This is a genomic window from Finegoldia sp. P1-F-LS, from assembly GCF_052932205.1.
In genome coordinates this window covers 57,144-75,125 of the sequence record NZ_JBRFJH010000007.1, presented here as the reverse complement: position 1 = coordinate 75,125, position 17,982 = coordinate 57,144, and the positions used below count along the sequence as shown (strand labels likewise).

At 34.8% G+C, this 17,982-nt stretch carries 14 protein-coding genes; 1 reads left to right on the top strand and 13 read right to left on the bottom strand.

Annotated elements, in window-relative coordinates:
• Window positions 1-154: 154 nt before the first annotated feature.
• Genes purB through purC form a run of 6 tightly spaced genes read right to left on the bottom strand, consistent with a single transcriptional unit; the run spans window position 155 to window position 10,591 of the window.
• Window positions 155-1,582, bottom strand: a complete 1,428-nt coding sequence (purB, locus tag ACU68Y_RS06890) for an adenylosuccinate lyase (protein ID WP_446755642.1) — start codon at window positions 1,580-1,582, stop codon at window positions 155-157.
• Window positions 1,582-6,474 carry a phosphoribosylformylglycinamidine synthase gene (locus ACU68Y_RS06885; protein ID WP_446755643.1) on the bottom strand — a complete coding sequence of 1,631 codons (4,893 nt, stop codon included), beginning with the start codon at window positions 6,472-6,474 and terminating at the stop codon, window positions 1,582-1,584. The genes purB and ACU68Y_RS06885 overlap by 1 nt, the downstream gene beginning before the upstream one ends.
• Window positions 6,475-6,488: 14 nt before the next feature.
• Window positions 6,489-7,994, bottom strand: coding sequence for a bifunctional phosphoribosylaminoimidazolecarboxamide formyltransferase/IMP cyclohydrolase (purH, locus tag ACU68Y_RS06880; protein ID WP_060790910.1), 1,506 nt, complete (start codon window positions 7,992-7,994; stop codon window positions 6,489-6,491).
• Window positions 7,982-8,536 (bottom strand): phosphoribosylglycinamide formyltransferase, encoded by a 555-nt coding sequence (gene purN / locus ACU68Y_RS06875; protein WP_002837000.1) that lies wholly within the window; start codon window positions 8,534-8,536, stop codon window positions 7,982-7,984. The genes purH and purN overlap by 13 nt, the downstream gene beginning before the upstream one ends.
• Window positions 8,537-8,544: 8 nt before the next feature.
• Window positions 8,545-9,891, bottom strand: a complete 1,347-nt coding sequence (purF, locus tag ACU68Y_RS06870) for an amidophosphoribosyltransferase (protein ID WP_002839642.1) — start codon at window positions 9,889-9,891, stop codon at window positions 8,545-8,547.
• A 1-nt stretch (window position 9,892) separates the two neighbouring features.
• On the bottom strand, window positions 9,893-10,591 hold the full coding sequence (gene purC / locus ACU68Y_RS06865) for a phosphoribosylaminoimidazolesuccinocarboxamide synthase (protein ID WP_002836979.1): 699 nt from the start codon (window positions 10,589-10,591) through the stop codon (window positions 9,893-9,895).
• Between the two features lie 459 nt (window positions 10,592-11,050).
• Between purC and ACU68Y_RS06860 the strand changes: the two genes are divergently transcribed.
• Window positions 11,051-12,058, top strand: coding sequence for a potassium channel family protein (locus tag ACU68Y_RS06860; RefSeq protein ID WP_094202924.1), 1,008 nt, complete (start codon window positions 11,051-11,053; stop codon window positions 12,056-12,058).
• A gap of 205 nt (window positions 12,059-12,263) precedes the next feature.
• On the opposite strand, the gene ACU68Y_RS06855 is transcribed toward ACU68Y_RS06860, so the two are convergent.
• The 7 genes from ACU68Y_RS06855 to ACU68Y_RS06825 form a co-directional block, all read right to left on the bottom strand.
• Complete coding sequence (locus tag ACU68Y_RS06855) at window positions 12,264-13,256, bottom strand: NADH:flavin oxidoreductase (protein WP_094202925.1); 993 nt, start codon at window positions 13,254-13,256, stop codon at window positions 12,264-12,266.
• A gap of 148 nt (window positions 13,257-13,404) precedes the next feature.
• Entirely contained in the window at window positions 13,405-14,316 is a 912-nt protein-coding gene (locus ACU68Y_RS06850; RefSeq protein ID WP_094202946.1) for an alpha/beta fold hydrolase, read from the bottom strand.
• Window positions 14,317-14,370: 54 nt separating this feature from the next.
• A complete protein-coding gene (locus ACU68Y_RS06845) occupies window positions 14,371-14,850 on the bottom strand; it encodes an NADH-quinone oxidoreductase subunit NuoE family protein (protein WP_002840733.1) in 480 nt (159 codons plus the stop codon).
• A 4-nt stretch (window positions 14,851-14,854) separates the two neighbouring features.
• Entirely contained in the window at window positions 14,855-15,838 is a 984-nt protein-coding gene (locus ACU68Y_RS06840) for an aromatic acid exporter family protein (RefSeq protein ID WP_316517369.1), read from the bottom strand.
• Between the two features lie 96 nt (window positions 15,839-15,934).
• Window positions 15,935-16,840: a carotenoid biosynthesis protein gene (locus ACU68Y_RS06835; protein ID WP_446755644.1), complete on the bottom strand. Its 906-nt coding sequence runs from the start codon at window positions 16,838-16,840 to the stop codon at window positions 15,935-15,937.
• Between the two features lie 12 nt (window positions 16,841-16,852).
• Complete coding sequence (locus tag ACU68Y_RS06830) at window positions 16,853-17,161, bottom strand: hypothetical protein (RefSeq protein WP_060790913.1); 309 nt, start codon at window positions 17,159-17,161, stop codon at window positions 16,853-16,855.
• A gap of 4 nt (window positions 17,162-17,165) precedes the next feature.
• Window positions 17,166-17,837: an MgtC/SapB family protein gene (locus ACU68Y_RS06825; RefSeq protein WP_446755645.1), complete on the bottom strand. Its 672-nt coding sequence runs from the start codon at window positions 17,835-17,837 to the stop codon at window positions 17,166-17,168.
• Window positions 17,838-17,982 lie beyond the last annotated feature (145 nt).

Below are 17,982 nucleotides of genomic sequence, written 5' to 3'. Positions count from 1 at the left end.
CTACAATTCTATAGCCTCCAGATTTACCTGATAAGTATTCTAGTACTAATTTTATTTTAAATTCTTTTGTATATTTTGGCATACAAAAACCCCTCCATCCGTATTCCGGATTTTGGGGTTCAGATCACTTTTGCCATGTGCATTTCTAATATTTTTAAACTTTCAAATCAACAGAGTATTCTGTATCGTATTTTGAAATAACTGGTTTGACGTCTTCTTCGATGAATTCAACAACTTGTTCTGGACATCTTCCAATGTAAAGTTTGCCATCTAAAAGTGAATTCAAATCGTCTTTGTTTAAATTAAAGGCTTCGTCTTTTTCCAATAATTCTAATAAATTGTTGTCTAGTCCTTCTTCTTTTACTCTTCTACCTGCAACCATAGAATATTCTCTGATTTTTTCGTGAAGTTCCTGTCTGTCGCCGCCTCGTTTTACAGCTTCCATCAATATATTTTCAGTCGCCATGAATGGCAATTCTTCATTAACGTGAGATTTGATTTGGTTTTCGTAAACAACAAGTCCATCGGTAACGTTGATTGCAATTTCCAAGATACTATCCACTGCCATGAAGCTTTCTGGAACGCTCATTCTCTTATTTGCAGAATCGTCCAATGTTCTTTCAAGCCATTGAGTGCTAGCCACAAATTGTGGATTTTGAACCAAACTCATCACATATTTTGCAAGCGATGAAATTCTTTCGCATCTCATTGGATTTCTCTTGTAAGCCATTGCTGATGAACCTATTTGTGTTTTTTCAAATGGTTCTTCCAATTCTTTTCTGTTTTGCAAAAGTCTGATGTCATTTGTCATTTTGTGAGCTGATTGTGCGATTGAGGATAGAACTTGAAGCACGTGGTAGTCGATTTTTCTAGTGTATGTTTGTCCACTCACGCTAACTGCACTTTCAAATCCCATTTCTTTTATGATTTTCTTTTCCAATTCTTTTACTTTGGCGTGGTCATTATCGAAAAGTTTCAAAAATGATGCTTGAGTTCCTGTAGTTCCCTTTACTCCTCTCAATTTCAAATTTTCTTTTCTGTAAATGACTTCTTCCAAATCCATTAGAAAATCTTGAATCCACAATGTTGCACGCTTTCCAACAGTCACTAATTGTGCTGGTTGGTAGTGAGTGTAGCCAAGTGTTGGCAAATCTTTGTATTTAATTGCAAAATCAGACAAGTGTTTAATCAAAATCGCAAGTTTTTTCTCTACGATTTCAAGTGCGTTTCTCATCACGATAATGTCAGTGTTATCTGTTACATAGCAGCTTGTCGCTCCCAAATGGATAATTCCCGCTGCGTTTGGACACACTTCTCCGTATGTTTTTACGTGAGCCATTACATCGTGGCGAAGAATTTTTTCGTATTCAGCTGCCTTGTCAAAATCGATGTCTGAAATGTGTGATTGCAATTCTTTTATTTGTTCGTCTGTAATATTAAGTCCCAATTCTTTTTCGGATTTCGCCAATGCCAACCACAATCTTCTGAAAGTTTCAAATTTTACTTGTGAACTGAAATTGTGGCTCATTTCGTGGCTTGCGTATCTCGTGTTTAATGGACTTTGGTAAATATCGTTGTTCATTATTTCTCCTTGAAGTATTCTACTGCATTTCTAAAAATATTTTGCTTGTCGATGTCGTAAATATTTTTGTACAAATCATCTGCGATTCTTTCAGTGTGACACATTCTTCCCAAAATCTTACCATCTCTGGACAAAATTCCTTCGATATTGTAGTCCGATCCGTTTGGAGAGATTTTGTAAGCTGAGAAAACTTGTTCATTATCCAAAAGTTCTTGGAGTTTGTCTTTTTTGATTACAAATCTACCTTCACCGTGTGAAATCGGCATTCTGTAAGTTTTGTTCAAGTCAATTCCATTTGTCCATGGGCTGTTATTAGTCAAGCACAATGTATCTACAAATGTCGCAATGTGTCTTCTGTTTGTGTTAAATGTCAAGTTCGGATCGTCTTCTTGTGGTGATGTAACTTTTCCATAAGGAAGAAGTCCAGTCTTCACCAAGGCTTGGAATCCGTTACAAATTCCAATTACCAATCCGTCGTTTTCGTTCAACAAATAATCTATCGCACTACTTATTTTCTCATTTCTTAGGATATTTGCCAAGAACTTTGCTGATCCGTCTGGCTCATCTCCTAGTGAAAATCCTCCAGGAATGGCAAATATTTGCGCTTTTCTGATTTTTTCTGCCAAAACATCGATAGAATTTAATATATCTTCTTGGTTTCTGTTTTTGAATAGAACAATTTCTCCATCTGCTCCATTTTCTTTGAATGCGTTCAATGTATCCCATTCACAGTTTGTTCCAGGAGCTGCCAAGATTACAACGTGAGGTGTATCAGTTGGCTTCTTGGATTTCATTCTACGTTGTTCGATTTTTTTGTTTTCAATTGGTTTGTATTCGATTTTTTCTTTTGGTGTGAATACTTTATTTAAAACTTGAGTGTAGCCTTCTAATAATTTTTCTGTATCTAGTTTTGTTCCGTTTACGATGATTTCATCACTAAATTCACCGATGTGTTCGATATTTTCGTCGTCATCAATGTATTCAACTACGAAACTTCCGTACATTGAATTGTACAAATTATCAAATTTGATATTAAATCCAGTGTTTCCTACAGATTGTTCGAAAATATTTGACAACAAGCCTTTTTTGTCCAATGCAATCGCCGAAATAATATTTTGGTTTCTGATTTGTTCTGTGATAAAATCGAAATTTTCTTCCAATTTTTCAAGGTTCAATGTTCCGTCTTCTTCGTAAGGTGTTCTCACAAGACCTATTTTGCCCTTGCCTTTCAAATCATTTGTAATGATATTGTCGACATCTTCGTGTGTCACTGCAAATGAAATCATTGTTGGTGGAACTGTGATGTCTTCGAAGTTTCCACTCATACTGTCTTTTCCACCGATTGGCATTGCTTTGAAATATTTAGAAACAGTGAACGCTCCAAGTAGTGCCTTCAATGGTTTGGACCAGATTTTTTTGTCTAGCATTTTTTCGTAGTATTCTTGGAATGTCAATCTGATTAAGTTTTTATCTGAACCCAATGCGATTAATTTACTGATTGATTCTACAACTGCGTAGTATCCTCCCAAGTATTGAGATTGTACGGACAAATCAGCGTCAAATCCGTAGCTCATCATGGATACAGTTTTCATAATTCCATCCATTGTTGGAATTTTTGCAACCATCGCTTGTGATGGATTCAATTGCAATTTACCACCCATTGGATTGATAACAGTGTTTCTTCCGATTGTGGAGTCGAACATTTCTATCAAGTCTCTCTTGGATGTGATGTTGAGTTGTTTAACTTTTTCGTAGAATTTGTCGGCATCGTCCGATTTTCCAGTCAAAATTTCTGGAACATCTTCTGATACAACTTCAACTTCAGCGTTTCTATCCGAACCATTTGTGTTGATGAAATCATAGCTGATGTCTGCAATCAAATCTTCATCGTAGAACATTCTCATTCTATTAGTGTCTGTGATGTCTGCAACAACAGTTGTTTCGATGTTTTCTGCGTCTGCATATTTTACAAATTCTTCCAAATCTTTCTTTGCGATAACGCATGCCATTCTTTCTTGTGATTCACTGATGGCAATTTCAAATGGTTTGAGTCCTTTGTATTTCAACGGAACTCTGTTCAAATAAATATCTACACCATCGTGAAGCTCACCAATCGCAACGCTCACTCCACCTGCACCGAAGTCGTTACATTTTTTGATCAAACTTGCAAGTTCAGGAATTCTGAAAAGTCTTTGGATTTTTCTTTCTTCAGGTGCGTTACCTTTTTGAACTTGTGCAGATTCTGTTTTGATACTTGTAACTTTGTGGCTTTTTGATGAACCTGTCGCTCCACCAATTCCGTCACGTCCAGTTCTTCCGCCAAGTAAGATTACGATGTCTCCTTCTTCTGGTTCAATTCTTTTTACGTTTTCAATTGGCGCAGCTGCCATAACAGCTCCACATTCCAATCTCTTAGCAACGTATCCGTCGTGGTAAATTTCATCCACAAATCCAGTTGCCAAACCAATTTGGTTCCCGTAGGAAGAATATCCCTTCGCAGCTTCTTGTGTAATTTTAATTTGAGGAAGTTTACCATCCATCGTGTCTTCCAATGAAGTAAGAGGATTTCCTGCTCCTGTGATTCTCATAGCTTGGTAGACGAATGCTCTTCCGCTTAGTGGGTCTCTTATTGCTCCACCCAAACAAGTACTTGCTCCACCGAATGGTTCGATTTCTGTTGGATGATTGTGTGTTTCGTTTTTGAACATCAACAAATAATCTCTTGTTTCATAGGCTCCGTCCACTTCTACACGAACTTTGATTTTTACAGAACAAGCGTTAATTTCAGATGAAATTTCCAAATCATCAAACTCGTTTTTGCTTCTCATGTATTTGGACAAGATCGTTCCGAAACTCATAAGATTGATTGGTTTTTCTATTTTTAATTCTTCTCTAACTTTCAAATATTCTTCAAAACTGTTGTGAATTGCTTCGTCAAGTTTGGTCTTTGCATTGAATTCAATATCCAAGAAAGTGTTGAATGTTGTGTGTCTACAGTGGTCAGACCAGTAAGTGTCCAAAATCTTGATTTCTGTTTCGTTTGGATCTCGGTCTTCCGATTTGAAGTAATCTCTGATGCATTTCAAATCTTCGTCATTCATCGCCAACGAATGATCGTCGACAAATTTTTGAAGCTCGTCATCCTTCATATTTCTGAAATTTGTATATGTTTCGTTTTCCAAATTCTTAGGATTTTCTTGTTTCAAAGTTGTTGGAATTCCAAGCAAATTAACCTTGTGACTGTCAACAGGGTTTACCAAATATTTTTCGATTTTTGCCAAATCTTGTTTGCTGGCGCCTTCGATTTCGTAAACTGTCGAAGTCTTGCAGTCGACATCTTCATCCAAAATCAAGCTTACTGTGTCAAGCACACCTTGTTTTCTTTGGTCAAATTGTCCTGGCAAATATTCTACAGCGATTGCGTTTTTCATATCAGCTTGTAATTTCAACGCATCTTCTCCGTAGAACACATCATCTACAGATTTTTCGCTAAGGACAGTGTCGACAATTTTCGCCAAATTATCATCGCTAATTTCCAAATCGTATCTCTTGTAAATTACGAATTTATCCAAATCAATTCCAAGTAAATTTTCAATTTGCTTTTTCTTTTCCTTAGATTCATAATCGTATTCGTCTTTTTTTCTGACATAAACTCTTTTTACTCTAGGACCAATATCAGTTCTGTGATACATGTTTTTAAAATCCACCTTTTCTATATCTTCATAACAAGCCTTAATAACATCATCGAAATTCTTCTTAGAATTTACAATATTTAACACACGACCGCCATTTGTGACGATTTTTCCGTCGACTTTTTTCGTTCCTGCATGAAAAACATAACTATCCATATCAGAAATTGTTATCTCATCGCCCTTGTCGTAACTTTCTGGATATCCACCAGCACTTAGTACAATGCAAAGCGCCTTATTGTCATTTATTTTCAAATCGACATCGGATAATTTTCCTTCGCTTGTTTTCATCATAATATCCAACAAATCGTTGTCTATAAGTTCAAGCACAACTTGAGTTTCGGGATCTCCAAATCTTGCGTTGAATTCCAAAACGTAAATTCCATCGTCTGTTATCATAAATCCAATGAACAACAATCCTCTAAAATCAATGTCTTCTTCTTTTAATCCTGTGAGAATTTTATCCAATACGCTATTTTTGATTTTATCTACGAACACTTCTGCTTCGACATTTGGAGCATAAGTTCCCATGCCACCAGTGTTTGCTCCCGTTTCTCTTTCGAAAATTTTCTTGTGATCCTTCGCAGTTGGAAGTGGAAGAATTGTCTTCGAATCAGTGAAACACAACAAACTCATTTCAAATCCGTCGAGGAATTGTTCAATGACAACCATGTTGTCTTTTTCTAGTACATCTTTTAAGATTTTCTTCAAATCATCAGAATTATCTACAATGTAGACGCCTTTTCCAGCTGCAAGTCCGTCTCTTTTAACTACAACTTTGCCATTTTCTTCCAACAATTTATTTGCAAAATCATAAGATTCATCAAAATCTTTGCTTTCCAAATACTTCGCTGTTTTGATATCGTATTTTTCCAAGAATTTTTTCGTAAATGATTTTGAATTTTCAAATTCCGCAGCTTCTTTTACAGGTCCAAATATTTTAAGCCCATTTTTTTCGAACAAATCTGAAATCCCATCACACAATGGATTTTCTGGGCCTACAACTGTATAGTCAATATTATTAATCTTTGCAAATTCAAGTAGACCTTGTAAATCGTCTGCTTGAATATCTACGTTTTCTCCGATACTTTCAGTTCCAGCATTTCCTGGAGCGAAGAAAATTTTCCTACTTTCATCAAAAGATTTTATTTTGCGTCCAAGTGCAAACTCTCTGCCACCTGAACCTACAACTAAAATTTTCATAAAACCTCCCAATTTTAATGTTTGAAATGTCTATTTTTTGTGAACACCATGCTAATTCCGTATTCATTGCATTTGTCGATGGAGTCTTGGTCTTTGATGCTTCCACCTGGTTGAATAATAGCTTTTACTCCCAATTTGTGTGCAAATTCTACGCAGTCAGAAAATGGGAAGAATGCATCTGATGCCAATACGCATCCAGTAAAATCAACGTCTGGATGGTTATTAGCGATGTTTTCCAACGCCCAAATTCTAGATGTTTGTCCTCCACCAATTCCCAAAGTGTGAGAATCTTTTGCAAGTACAATTGCATTTGATTTTGTGAATTTAACCACTTTCATGGCAAATTCCAAATCCTTCTTGTCTTCATCGCTTGGTTTTTCATTAGTAACTACGTTGTATTCGTCAACACCGAAGTCCTTGTCTTGGATTAAAACTTTTCCGTTCAAATACTTAATGTCTTCTTTTACTGAATCGTTGTCAAATTTTATCTTAACAAGTCTGATGTTTTTCTTTTTAGTCAAAATTTCAAGCGCTTTTTCGTCGAAATCTTTCGCAGCGATAATTTCCAAGAAAATTTGGCTCATTTCTTCAGCACATTTTTCATCCACAACTCCATTGATGGCGATGATTCCACCGAAAATCGAAGTTGAATCTGCCAAGTATGCCTTGTGGTACGCTTCAGAAACGCTGTCTGCAATGGCAACTCCACATGGAGATTGGTGCTTCAATGCAACACAAGAATTTGCTCCCAATTCGTCTGCCAATTCCACTGCTACATTCAAATCGTTGTAATTGTTGAAGCTCATTGCTTTCCCGTGAATGACTTCGCAATCAGTCAATTTGCCATTTACAAATGGATCTATGTAAAGATTTGCACTTTGATGTGAGTTTTCTCCGTATCTAAGTTCGTCTTCTTTTTTGAAACCAAAAGTTCTGTATTTGCTGCGTTCTCCAACTTGTTCTTGGAAATATCTTGAAATAACAGAATCGTAGTAAGCTGTCAAGCTAAAAGCTTTCATCGCTAATTTTTCTCTGTAAGTGATGTCCACGTTGTCGTTTTTCAATCTGTCGATAAGTTCGTCGTAATCAGAAGGATCAGTTACAACCAAAACATCCTTGTAATTTTTCGCAGCACTTCTAATCAAAGTTGGTCCACCGATATCGATGTTTTCAACGATGTTGTCGTGGTCACCAGTTTTCAATGCGTTTTGAAAATCGTACAAATTAACAACAACAATATCGATTGGTTGAATGTTCAATTCTTCTACAGTTTTCTTGTGTTCTTCGTTATCTCTCTTGTACAAAATTCCACCGTGAACGTATGGGGACAAAGTCTTCACTCTGCCTTGCAAAATTTCAGGGAAATTTGTAACCTTGGAAATGTCTATTACATTTACTCCAGATTTTTCGATTTCCTTGTAAGTACCTCCTGTAGATATGATTTCATATCCCAATTCTTGTAAACTTTTTGCTAATTTTCCAACATTTGTCTTATCCGTAAGTGAAATTAACGCGCGCATGAACTCTCCTCCAATTTTTTAATAGCATCTTTCAAAATGCCATGCTCTATTTTCAAAACTTTCTTTGCTATCTCTTCTTCCGATTTACAATCAGAAATATCCACAGATCTTTGGAGCAAAATATCTCCATCATCTAATTTTTCATTCACGAAATGCACAGTCGCACCACTTATTTTTTCCTTATTAGCAAAAACTTTTTCGTGAACGTGAATTCCATAACATCCCTTGCCACCGTATTTTGGAAGCAATGATGGATGGATATTTACAATTGTAAACTCATTTATAATTCTCTTTGAAATTTTAGGCAAGAAACCTGCCAACACAATTAAATCTACGTTTTTTGATTTTAAACATTTGATGATTTCTTCATCATCTTTTGAAACTAAAGTATCCACGTTGAACTCTCTCGCAAAATCAAGACCAGCTGCATTTTTGTTACTAACCACAACGACAATGTCGCTTTTAAAATAATTTTCTTTTTTCGCATCTAACAGAGCTTTCAAATTGGTACCAGTACCTGAAATAAAAACTGCAATATTCATTTAATCACCTATATAACTATTGGATCCACAGGATAATCGCCATCGAAACAAGCCTTGCAGAATTTGTCGATTTTATCGCTGCTCGATTTTATCATTCCTTCCATCGAAATAAACGCCAAGCTATCTGCACCGATTTTTTCTCTTATGGCTTCGATATCCATGTTCGCTGCAATCAAATGCTTTCTTGAAGGAGTGTCAATTCCGTAATAGCAAGGGAATTTGACAGGTGGCGATGTAATTCTCATGTGAACTTCTGTCGCACCAGCTTCTCTAATTCGTTGAATCAAATTAGCGCTTGTAGTTCCTCTTACAATGGAATCATCTATAAGTACAATTCTCTTTCCTTTTAATACATGTCTCAAAGGATTTAATTTCAATTTAACTGCCATTTCTCTTTCAGCTTGAGTTGGTTTAATGAAAGTTCTTCCCATATATCTGTTTTTTACCAAACCTTGTGCGTAAGGAATGCCCGCTTTTTGCGCGTAGCCAATCGCTGATGGAATACCTGAATCTGGAACTGGAACTACCAAATCAACATCACATGGAGATTCTTGTGACAAATATTCTCCGCATCTTCTTCTAAAATTGTATGCATTTGTTCCATCCAACGTAGCGTCTTCTCTTGCAAAATACACATATTCGAAGAAACAATGACGTGGAGATCCTTCTGTTGTATACATCGAAGAATTTATTCCTTCCTTGTCTACGACAATTATTTCTCCTGGTTTTACATCTCTGATTTCAGTTGCTCCGACGATTTCTACTGCTGCATTTTCTGATGCAAACACAACATCCTCTTCATTTTTTCCCATAACAAGAGGTCTAATTCCCAAAGGATCACGAAATGCTACAAGTTTATCCTTCAAGCACAACACAATTGCGTAAGCTCCTTTAATAAGTTTCATTGTTTTTTTGATAGCTTCGACGATATCCCCTTTGTAATATCTAGCAATCAAAAACAAAATAACTTCACTGTCAATCGCTGTTTGGAACATCACACCATCTTCTTCAAGTCTAGTTCTTAAAATTTGATGGTTGATAAGATTTCCATTGTGAGCCAAACTCATTTCGATTCCCTTGGCAAAAGCCATCAATGGTTGAGTGTTGTAATCGTGAGAACCACCAGCTGTCGAATATCTCACATGTCCTATCCCAATATTACCAACTAAATTATTCAAATTTTCTTCCTTAAACACATCGATAACAAGTCCCATGCCTTTTTCTCTATGTAGGTTTTCACCGTTACTAACGGTGATACCACAGGATTCTTGTCCTCTGTGTTGTAAGGAGTTAAGTCCGAAAAATAATTTCTTATTAACTTCGGACTTAGAATATATCCCTATAACTCCACACATCCTAGCCTCTCATTCTGTTTAGAACTTCTTTGTAGCCTTCTGTCAAATCTCCCAAATCTCTTCTGAAAATATCTTTGTCTAATTTTTTGTTAGTATCTTTGTCCCACAATCTGCAAGTATCAGGGCTGATTTCGTCAGCTAATAAAATTTGTCCGTCGTCAGTCTTACCAAATTCGATTTTGAAGTCAACTAATTTTAAGTTGATTTTTAAGAAAAATTCTTTTAATAATTCGTTTATTTTCAAAGTTTCTTTTCTCAAATAGTCGTATTCTTCCTTTGTGATAACACCAAGAGCAATTGCGTGATCTTCACACATCAATGGATCTCCCAAATCATCATCTTTGTAAGATAATTCGAAAGTTGGTTGATTCAAAACTCTTCCTTCTTCAACTCCGTATCTTTTTGCAAAAGAACCTGCAGTGATGTTTCTAACGATAACTTCAAGTGGCATAATAGTAACTTTTTTAACTCTCATATCAGTGTTGTTGATTGTTTCGATGTAGTGAGTTTTGATGCCGTTTTTTTCAAGCATTTCAAAAATCATTGTAGTGATTGCCAAATTAAGTTCACCTTTACCTGCAATTGTAGCTTTCTTTTCACCATTACCAGCTGTTGCATCATCTTTGTATCTGATGATATATTCATCAGCCTTTTCTGTTGAATAAACTTCTTTTGCTTTACCTTCGTACAATTTTTCCATAATAGCCTCCTAAAATAAAAAAATAGAGAATTCTAGATAGAATTCTCCTAAATTTTTTGACAAATATACACTTTTTTATTGGACGCAAAAATAGCTCTCAATTTGCCTCTCAATTTATTGATAAGGCTTAGATCGTGATTTGTAAATCTCAAATCAAAAAGCTTTTTTATGAAATTTATTGAAATATCAATAACGCTCATTATTTTGCCCCCACTAAAATAATTTACAATATATTATATCACAGCTGCCCATAATTTGCACCATCAAAATATAAAAAAATAACAAACAATTTCATACTCTACATTGCTATATCATTGTCTATCCGAAATACCAGAAAATTTATTTTGTTTTCACAACACTTTTTTTAAATTCTAGGATTTTTAGGTTGTTTCAATTAATCTAAAATTAATAGTTTTTTGTTGTGAATTATATTATAATTGAAGAAACGAGGTGTGACTTATGGAAGAAAAAAGGAAGCTTAAATTTATTTTATATGCATTTGCACTTTTATTAATCGTAGGTGTTGTTGGCTACATGTTTTTGTTAAAAGTCGATTTTATAGATGCATTATACATGACGGTTATAACCATCTCAACTGTTGGTTTCGGAGAGATTGGCACGACAAGTAGTTGGTCCGAGCTTTTCTCGATAATTATGATATTTTTAGGTGTTGGCATCGCCGGATACGCATTTACTACGGTTGTAGCTATGTTTGTAGAAGTAAAAGTTAAAGATTTTTGGAAGGGAAGTAAAATGGAAAAGAAAATAGCCTCACTCAACGATCACTACATTATTTGCGGTTCTGGTGAATTGGCAGAAGTAATTATAAATAAATTTATCGATCAAAATTTGAATTTTGTTGTTATTACGGACAAACGTGAAGACCTTGATGATTACAGTCATCACGATATTTTAGTTGTGGAAGGCATGTCAACTGAAGAAGAAGTTTTGGAACATGCAGGAATAGACAGAGCAAAAGGTCTTGTATCGACGTTAGATTCCGAAGTAGACAATATCGTTACTGTGTTAACTGCAAGAAATCTCAACAAAAACATCTACATAATAGCCAATGCTATTACTAAATCGGAAAGCGAAAAGTTAATGAAAGTAGGCGCCAACAAAACTTTGTCTGCCGTAGAAATCAGCGGCAAAAGAATGGCTTATTCGATGACCAAACCAAATATTATTTCGTTTTTAGATGTGGTTACAAGAATTGGCGATGTGGAGCTTGATTTGGAAGAGGTTGTTGTTAAAAGCGGATCATATCTTGAAAACAAAAATTTAATTGAAGCTCAAATTCCAAATAAAACAGGTCTGATTGTACTTGCAATTAAAACAATTGAAGATAATAAAATGATTTTCAACCCACCAGTAAACTACACTTTCCAAATTGGAGATGTGTTGATTGTCCTTGGTAGAGAAGATCAAGTGGACAAATTAAAACATTTGGGTGATGAAACAAAATAATTTGTGCTTGTGACATAATAATAGCACTTAATAATTTAAAAAATTTTTAAGCGGAATGTGAGCTTTACATTCCGCTTAATTTTTATTTTTAGTGTCAATAATTTTTCTATTTTTTATAGAATTTTTTAATTTATAAATCAAAACCAGCTCGATATTTACTGCAACTTTTTTCAATAGATTCTAAATTGTGTAATTCCATATTTGCTTATATAAGAGGTTTGATTTCATTTTCAATCCAGTTAGAATCTTTGAATACAGATCTTCCAATTCCAACCAAATCACACACTCCGCGATTCAATATATCTTCTACATCTTTCCCTGTCTTCACTCCACCAGTCAAAATCACGGGAACATCTACGTTTTCATAAATTGGTTTGGATAGAAAATCGAAGAAGCCCGCTCTTTGATCATCAATTGAGAACATGCACATTCCACCAGAAATATCCAGCACATCTACACCAGCTTTTACGAATTCTTGGGCTGCGTGTATGCTGTCTTCTGTTGATAATCCACCTTCGAGGTAATCTCCAGCTCCCATTCTTATGAAAATTGGATAATTTTCTCCTACTTTTTCCCTGATTTTTCTAATAATTTCCAAATGGATTTTGATTCTTCCATCGATATCTCCACCGTATTCGTCAGTTCTTTTATTGGTAATTGGTGACAAAAATTGATTCAACAAATATCCATGAGCAGAATGGATTTCCACTCCATCAAATCCTGCTTTTTTTGCTCTAACTGCTGCATCGACAAATTTTTCAATAATTTGTTCTATTTCTTCAACAGTAAGTTCTCTCGGAATCTCTGTTGTAGATTTGGATGGATTTTTGATAGCTGATGGTGCTACAGGTTGTTGTCCGATAACTTCTTCACTAGCAGAACTACCAGCGTGAGAAATTTGCAACACTACATTTGAATCATTAGATTTTACAAGATTTGCAAGTTTTTTCATCCCATCTATTGTAGAATCATCTGCTATGGATGTTTGGTTTTTGCTGGCTTTTCCCAAAACATCCACAAAACAATGTTCGATAATTACAGTAGAAAATAATTTGTTTTTCGTCTTGTCTTCGTAATAATGTAAAATTTCTTCTGTAACATGTCCGTTTTTATCAGCCTTTGCAGTTGCCATTGGTGGCATCACAATTCTGTTTTTAAAATTTATATTTTTTGATTTCAATTCATCTGATAATTTCATTTTTACCTCCGTTTGTTGAATAATCAATATTTGATACGTTAATTATAATTTCGATAATATGTCTTGTCAAATATATTTTGTTAAAAAATAGACCTATGTGATGTAAACACACATAAATCTATTTAATCATAATATTTAATCCCTTTTGTTAGAAACTTTCTCTTATAATTTGTGACATTTTCATGAAATTATCCCTGAAAATATAATGACTTCCATCCATCAAATATATTTTACCGTTATTTTTTTCAAAAGCATTTTGTGTTTCGATGTATCTCCAGTCCTTGTCCTTGTCTTCTTTTTTCGTTAGAAAGAAAATCTTTTTGATATCTCTTGGATAATGCAAATCTTTAATTTTGTTCCAATTATCAGCGAAATGTCTTCCTTCATCCAAATTATCAACATTTGCAAAATCCCTATATAATCTGTATCTGATTTGTGATTTTGTTTCATCTGTATAGTATTGATTATTCGCCATGAACCATTCGGGATGGATTCTCGATGCAATTCTAATCAGGCCAAGCTTGTTTGACCATTTTCTCAAAATCGGAAGAAAAGTATTGCCAGTGTACTCCAATTGATTCGGAACCGATGTGTCCATTCCAATAAATCCTGTAACCTCGTCTTGGTATTTGTCCAAATAATATAACGAATAAACTCCAGAAATCGAATGCGAACACAAAATATATTTCGTGTATCCCAGTTTTTGAATGACTTGATGAAGCTCGTCTGTTATATTTTCTACTGTTCTTGGGCTTCCAATCGTATCGGAATCGCCATATCCAAAAGGCTCAATCGCAATAACATGGTAAGTTTGGGAAAGCTCATCCATAAGCGGCTTGAAATCAAGTCCGGGCGCAGTAGTTCCATAACCTGGATCTATGATGACAACCTGATTATTCTTCGATCCCTTCTCAACAATATTAATATTTTTCCCTTTTATCTCGATTTTTTCTCCGTAACCAACTATCTTGTTTCTTTCTATTGACAGCATGAATTTATTAATCGAAAATGTAACAATAAAAACTAATATAATTATTGACAAAACCTTCAAAATTTTCATAAAATCACCCAAATTGATTATACCCCTTTTAATAAATAAAAGAAGATAGAATAGCTATTTTATTTTTTCAAGAACTTCTTTTGTTTTTTCAGCATCCATGTGATGGTAGAATTTGCCGTTAATCATAATATTTGGTCCATCTTTACATTTTTTGAAACAGTTTTGCGTTCTAAGTCGGATTTTCCCATCAGCAGATGTTTCGTTAAAATCCATGCCAAGCTCTTTTTTCACAGTCTTCAACACTTCCATTGAGCCGTTCTTCGCACATCTCGGTCCCGAACAGCACACTATCTCGTATTCAACCTTGGATTCTTTGATAGATGGAATGAATTTTATAATCGTCTTGATGTATTTCTCGTCAATTTCAAAAGCTTGTGCGATTTGTTTTTGGTGACTAATCGACACACAGCCGAAAAAATCCTGGCAATTTCTAATAGACACCTTCGCTCCTTCTTGGCTCCCCTTGCCAAAACTTTCCACAGTTTCGTCGAGTTTTTCTTTAAAAATCAGCTCTTCATTTTTTTCTTCACACATATAATCACCCTCTTGTTTTTATCATAATTTTAGTATTCGGTTTGTTTGTAATCTGATTGCTAATATCTATAAATTGATCCAGACTTCGAAACACTTGGAAAATCGCCGAACGAATTGCAAATTCCTCGTGGGTATCTGGAAGCTTCATCATATGGTAATGATTTTTGAGAAAATCAATTCTATCTTTCAATTTAATCATATCCTCACGTTTAGTTAAATTTTGGGATGCTTGAATTAAAATATCAGAAATATATTTGCCGTCTGAGTATTCCGGCGGAATCGTCCTCAAATCATCATACATTTCTTGCAACAAATCCATCTCCCTTTCTCTCAAACGCAAATCGAAAAGCAAATCCCTGCTGTTTTCAATCAAATTGTCATTCTCAATAATCGCAATATCAATAGCCTTGTCGATGTCTTCTTCAAGCTCTGAAATCTTGTCCTCATACAACTTCACATCCAAATTTTGAACAAGAGATTCTCCGAACAAATTCAATATAAACTTCATATCGTCATCGATGCTTTCAATCAAGTTATTTAATTTGTCTTGCCTAGTAGGAGCGTAGAAATTGGTCAACATCGCAAATCCCGTTCCTATAAACACAAGAGCCATTTCATTCAAAATAATCGATACATCAATTTTTCCGAAAGCTAATAAATGAGTCACAATTACACTTGAAGGACCAAGTCCCAGCTCTATCTTCAATAAAAAATACACAGGCACAAATAAAAGCAAATACAATCCGAAAACCCAAGTTTTGTATCCTATTTTTTCAAATAAGAAACCTCCAATTAATAGAGCAATTATTGCGGACAAAGTCCTCTTCAATCCACCTTCTATCGTAGCTTTTCTCGTATCAAACACATTTAATATCGCAATAATTCCCGCCGCAGCTGCAAATTCAAGAGAAAGTTCCTGCGACACAATTATCGCCAAAAGTGAAGCCAAAGCAGTCTTGATTGGTCTAGATATTATAGATTTTCTCATAATAAACTCCTGTATACTTTCGTTGTATTATTTATACCCAATTTGTGATTGAAATGGTAAATTTGGGCACAATAAAAGCACCTACTAAGTAGATGCCTAATGATTATTTTCAATATCTATCAAACTCAAAACCAACGTCATTATCATAATGAAAAATGTAAAAAACGCGTATAAAAAATTGGCACTCATAATATTAAAATGAAAAAGCGCAGCAATACAATAAACATATATACTAAACCAGAAAACAAATAGTGACCAATCCTTTTTGTTTTTGAACGTAATTGATTTGTGATGACTAATTAAAATTGATATCAATTTTATAAAAACAAAAATCCAAATCAACAAAAATGCAATGCACGAAAACCATTCATCAGTTATTTTATCTAAAACGAGAGAAATTCCACTTGCAACCGCCACGAACAATACTCCACAAATTCCTATCAGCAATGATTTTCCGATATTAAAATCTGATTTGTCAGAAGATTTGTCCCATTGTTTCAAAGTCATAAAAATAATTGCTGGCACTTCAAACATATATCCCAAAAAATTAACCCAAATTACGCTCATGAACATATGATGATTGATATCAAGAGTGATTGGGCGTCCATCCCACACCCAGAAGCCTCCGTTTAACCTTATGGCCACTACATCCAAAAGCAAATCCATGCTCACAATCAACCAACCACTCAACAAAGCCTTCATTACATTGCTGATTGAAAACTTGTTCGCGATTCTAAGCGCACACACGCTGATTCCTCCCCACATCAAACCTCCGAAAAAAGGAAACTGATACGGATAAAAACCAATACTTATGAAAAAATCATTGCTATAATGATAAATATCTGTAAATCTCACTGCCAAAAGTTCCAAGCAAAACCCAGCTAATGCCCCCGAAATCAAAAGACCAAGCTCCCTGTAGTTTTTGCTTTTCAAAATATCGACAACCAAGATAAATACAATAAAATAGCATATAAGCTCGAAACTATTAATCCAGTTCATCATTTTCTCCGAGGATTATTTCAATCTGCTACCTACGAAACATCCCATCAATGAAATCGCCCCGTAAATAAATATATAAATCGTGGCACTTTCATTCATATAAATAATCACGTAAGGCACGAAAATCACCATAACTAAAAGAGGATACAGAATATCAAAAGAATTCTTCTTTCCACACATTATTGCATTCACAAAAGTTATAATAGGAATTGCAAATAACAAAATAAACATTCCACTGCCCGTATCTTTCACAAGCAATGTCAACAAATAAAAACAGATTATATTAACCATTAAATATGGCAAAAGTTTTTTAATTCTATTCATAAATCTACCCCTCATCATCAACCGATTTTACAGATTGCAAATTATATTCTGACTTTAATTTTTTGAAAAATCCGTCAATATCATAATTTTTATTAAAAGAAAAAGTCACCTCAATCATAGATTTGTCATCCATTTCCTCGTCAATAATATCTAGTTTTCTAATTTCAACACCTTCTTTTGAAGTAAATTCATAAAAACTATCTTGATTAAAATTATAAGTATCGAAAATCATTGAATATGATTTTATAGTTTTCTTGTTGATCAAATCACTGATTTTATTGAGTGAAATCAAAGTTACAAGACAAATCACAGTCGCAATGATTGCCCCTTCGTAATATCCAATTCCTACCGCAAGCCCAATCGCCGCAGATAGCCACAAAGTCGCAGCCGTAGTTAATCCTGTTACCGCATTCTTTTTTTGAAGAATAGTACCAGCACCCAAAAAACCAATACCGCTTATAACTTGTCCCGCAATCCTCGCAGTGTCTCTCGACGTGTCAGATGAAAACTTACCAATACCGTCAATTCCAATAAGCATAATCAAACACGCCCCAACACTAACAATAATGTGAGTTCTAAAACCCGCAGCCCTATTCTTGATTTCTCTCTCTATTCCAATTACAGCTCCCAGTATCGCTGCTAATATTAATCTAGTTGCTACCAAAAAAACATCCATAAATTCCTCCTTGTATATTTATACCCAATAGGTATTGCCGATAAGTCTTTTATGGAAACTAGGGATAAAAAGAATTTACACAAAAAATATTTGAACTAATTACCGAGCTGAAACCAAAAATTTACGGGTGATGCTTAAAAGCGTC

Bases quoted from the DNA above. Each gene is read 5' to 3' on its own strand.
- purH (WP_060790910.1), bottom strand. From the start codon at position 7,994: ATGCGCGCGTTAATTTCACTTACGGATAAGACAAATGTTGGAAAATTA.
- ACU68Y_RS06855 (WP_094202925.1), bottom strand. From the start codon at position 13,256: ATGAAATTATCAGATGAATTGAAATCAAAAAATATAAATTTTAAAAAC.
- ACU68Y_RS06830 (WP_060790913.1), bottom strand. From the start codon at position 17,161: ATGAATAGAATTAAAAAACTTTTGCCATATTTAATGGTTAATATAATC.
- ACU68Y_RS06845 (WP_002840733.1), bottom strand. From the start codon at position 14,850: ATGTGTGAAGAAAAAAATGAAGAGCTGATTTTTAAAGAAAAACTCGAC.
- purB (WP_446755642.1), bottom strand. From the start codon at position 1,582: ATGAACAACGATATTTACCAAAGTCCATTAAACACGAGATACGCAAGC.
- ACU68Y_RS06840 (WP_316517369.1), bottom strand. From the start codon at position 15,838: ATGAGAAAATCTATAATATCTAGACCAATCAAGACTGCTTTGGCTTCA.
- ACU68Y_RS06885 (WP_446755643.1), bottom strand. From the start codon at position 6,474: ATGAAAATTTTAGTTGTAGGTTCAGGTGGCAGAGAGTTTGCACTTGGA.
- ACU68Y_RS06850 (WP_094202946.1), bottom strand. From the start codon at position 14,316: ATGAAAATTTTGAAGGTTTTGTCAATAATTATATTAGTTTTTATTGTT.
- ACU68Y_RS06860 (WP_094202924.1), top strand. From the start codon at position 11,051: ATGGAAGAAAAAAGGAAGCTTAAATTTATTTTATATGCATTTGCACTT.
- purC (WP_002836979.1), bottom strand. From the start codon at position 10,591: ATGGAAAAATTGTACGAAGGTAAAGCAAAAGAAGTTTATTCAACAGAA.
- ACU68Y_RS06835 (WP_446755644.1), bottom strand. From the start codon at position 16,840: ATGATGAACTGGATTAATAGTTTCGAGCTTATATGCTATTTTATTGTA.
- ACU68Y_RS06825 (WP_446755645.1), bottom strand. From the start codon at position 17,837: ATGGATGTTTTTTTGGTAGCAACTAGATTAATATTAGCAGCGATACTG.
- purN (WP_002837000.1), bottom strand. From the start codon at position 8,536: ATGAATATTGCAGTTTTTATTTCAGGTACTGGTACCAATTTGAAAGCT.
- purF (WP_002839642.1), bottom strand. From the start codon at position 9,891: ATGTGTGGAGTTATAGGGATATATTCTAAGTCCGAAGTTAATAAGAAA.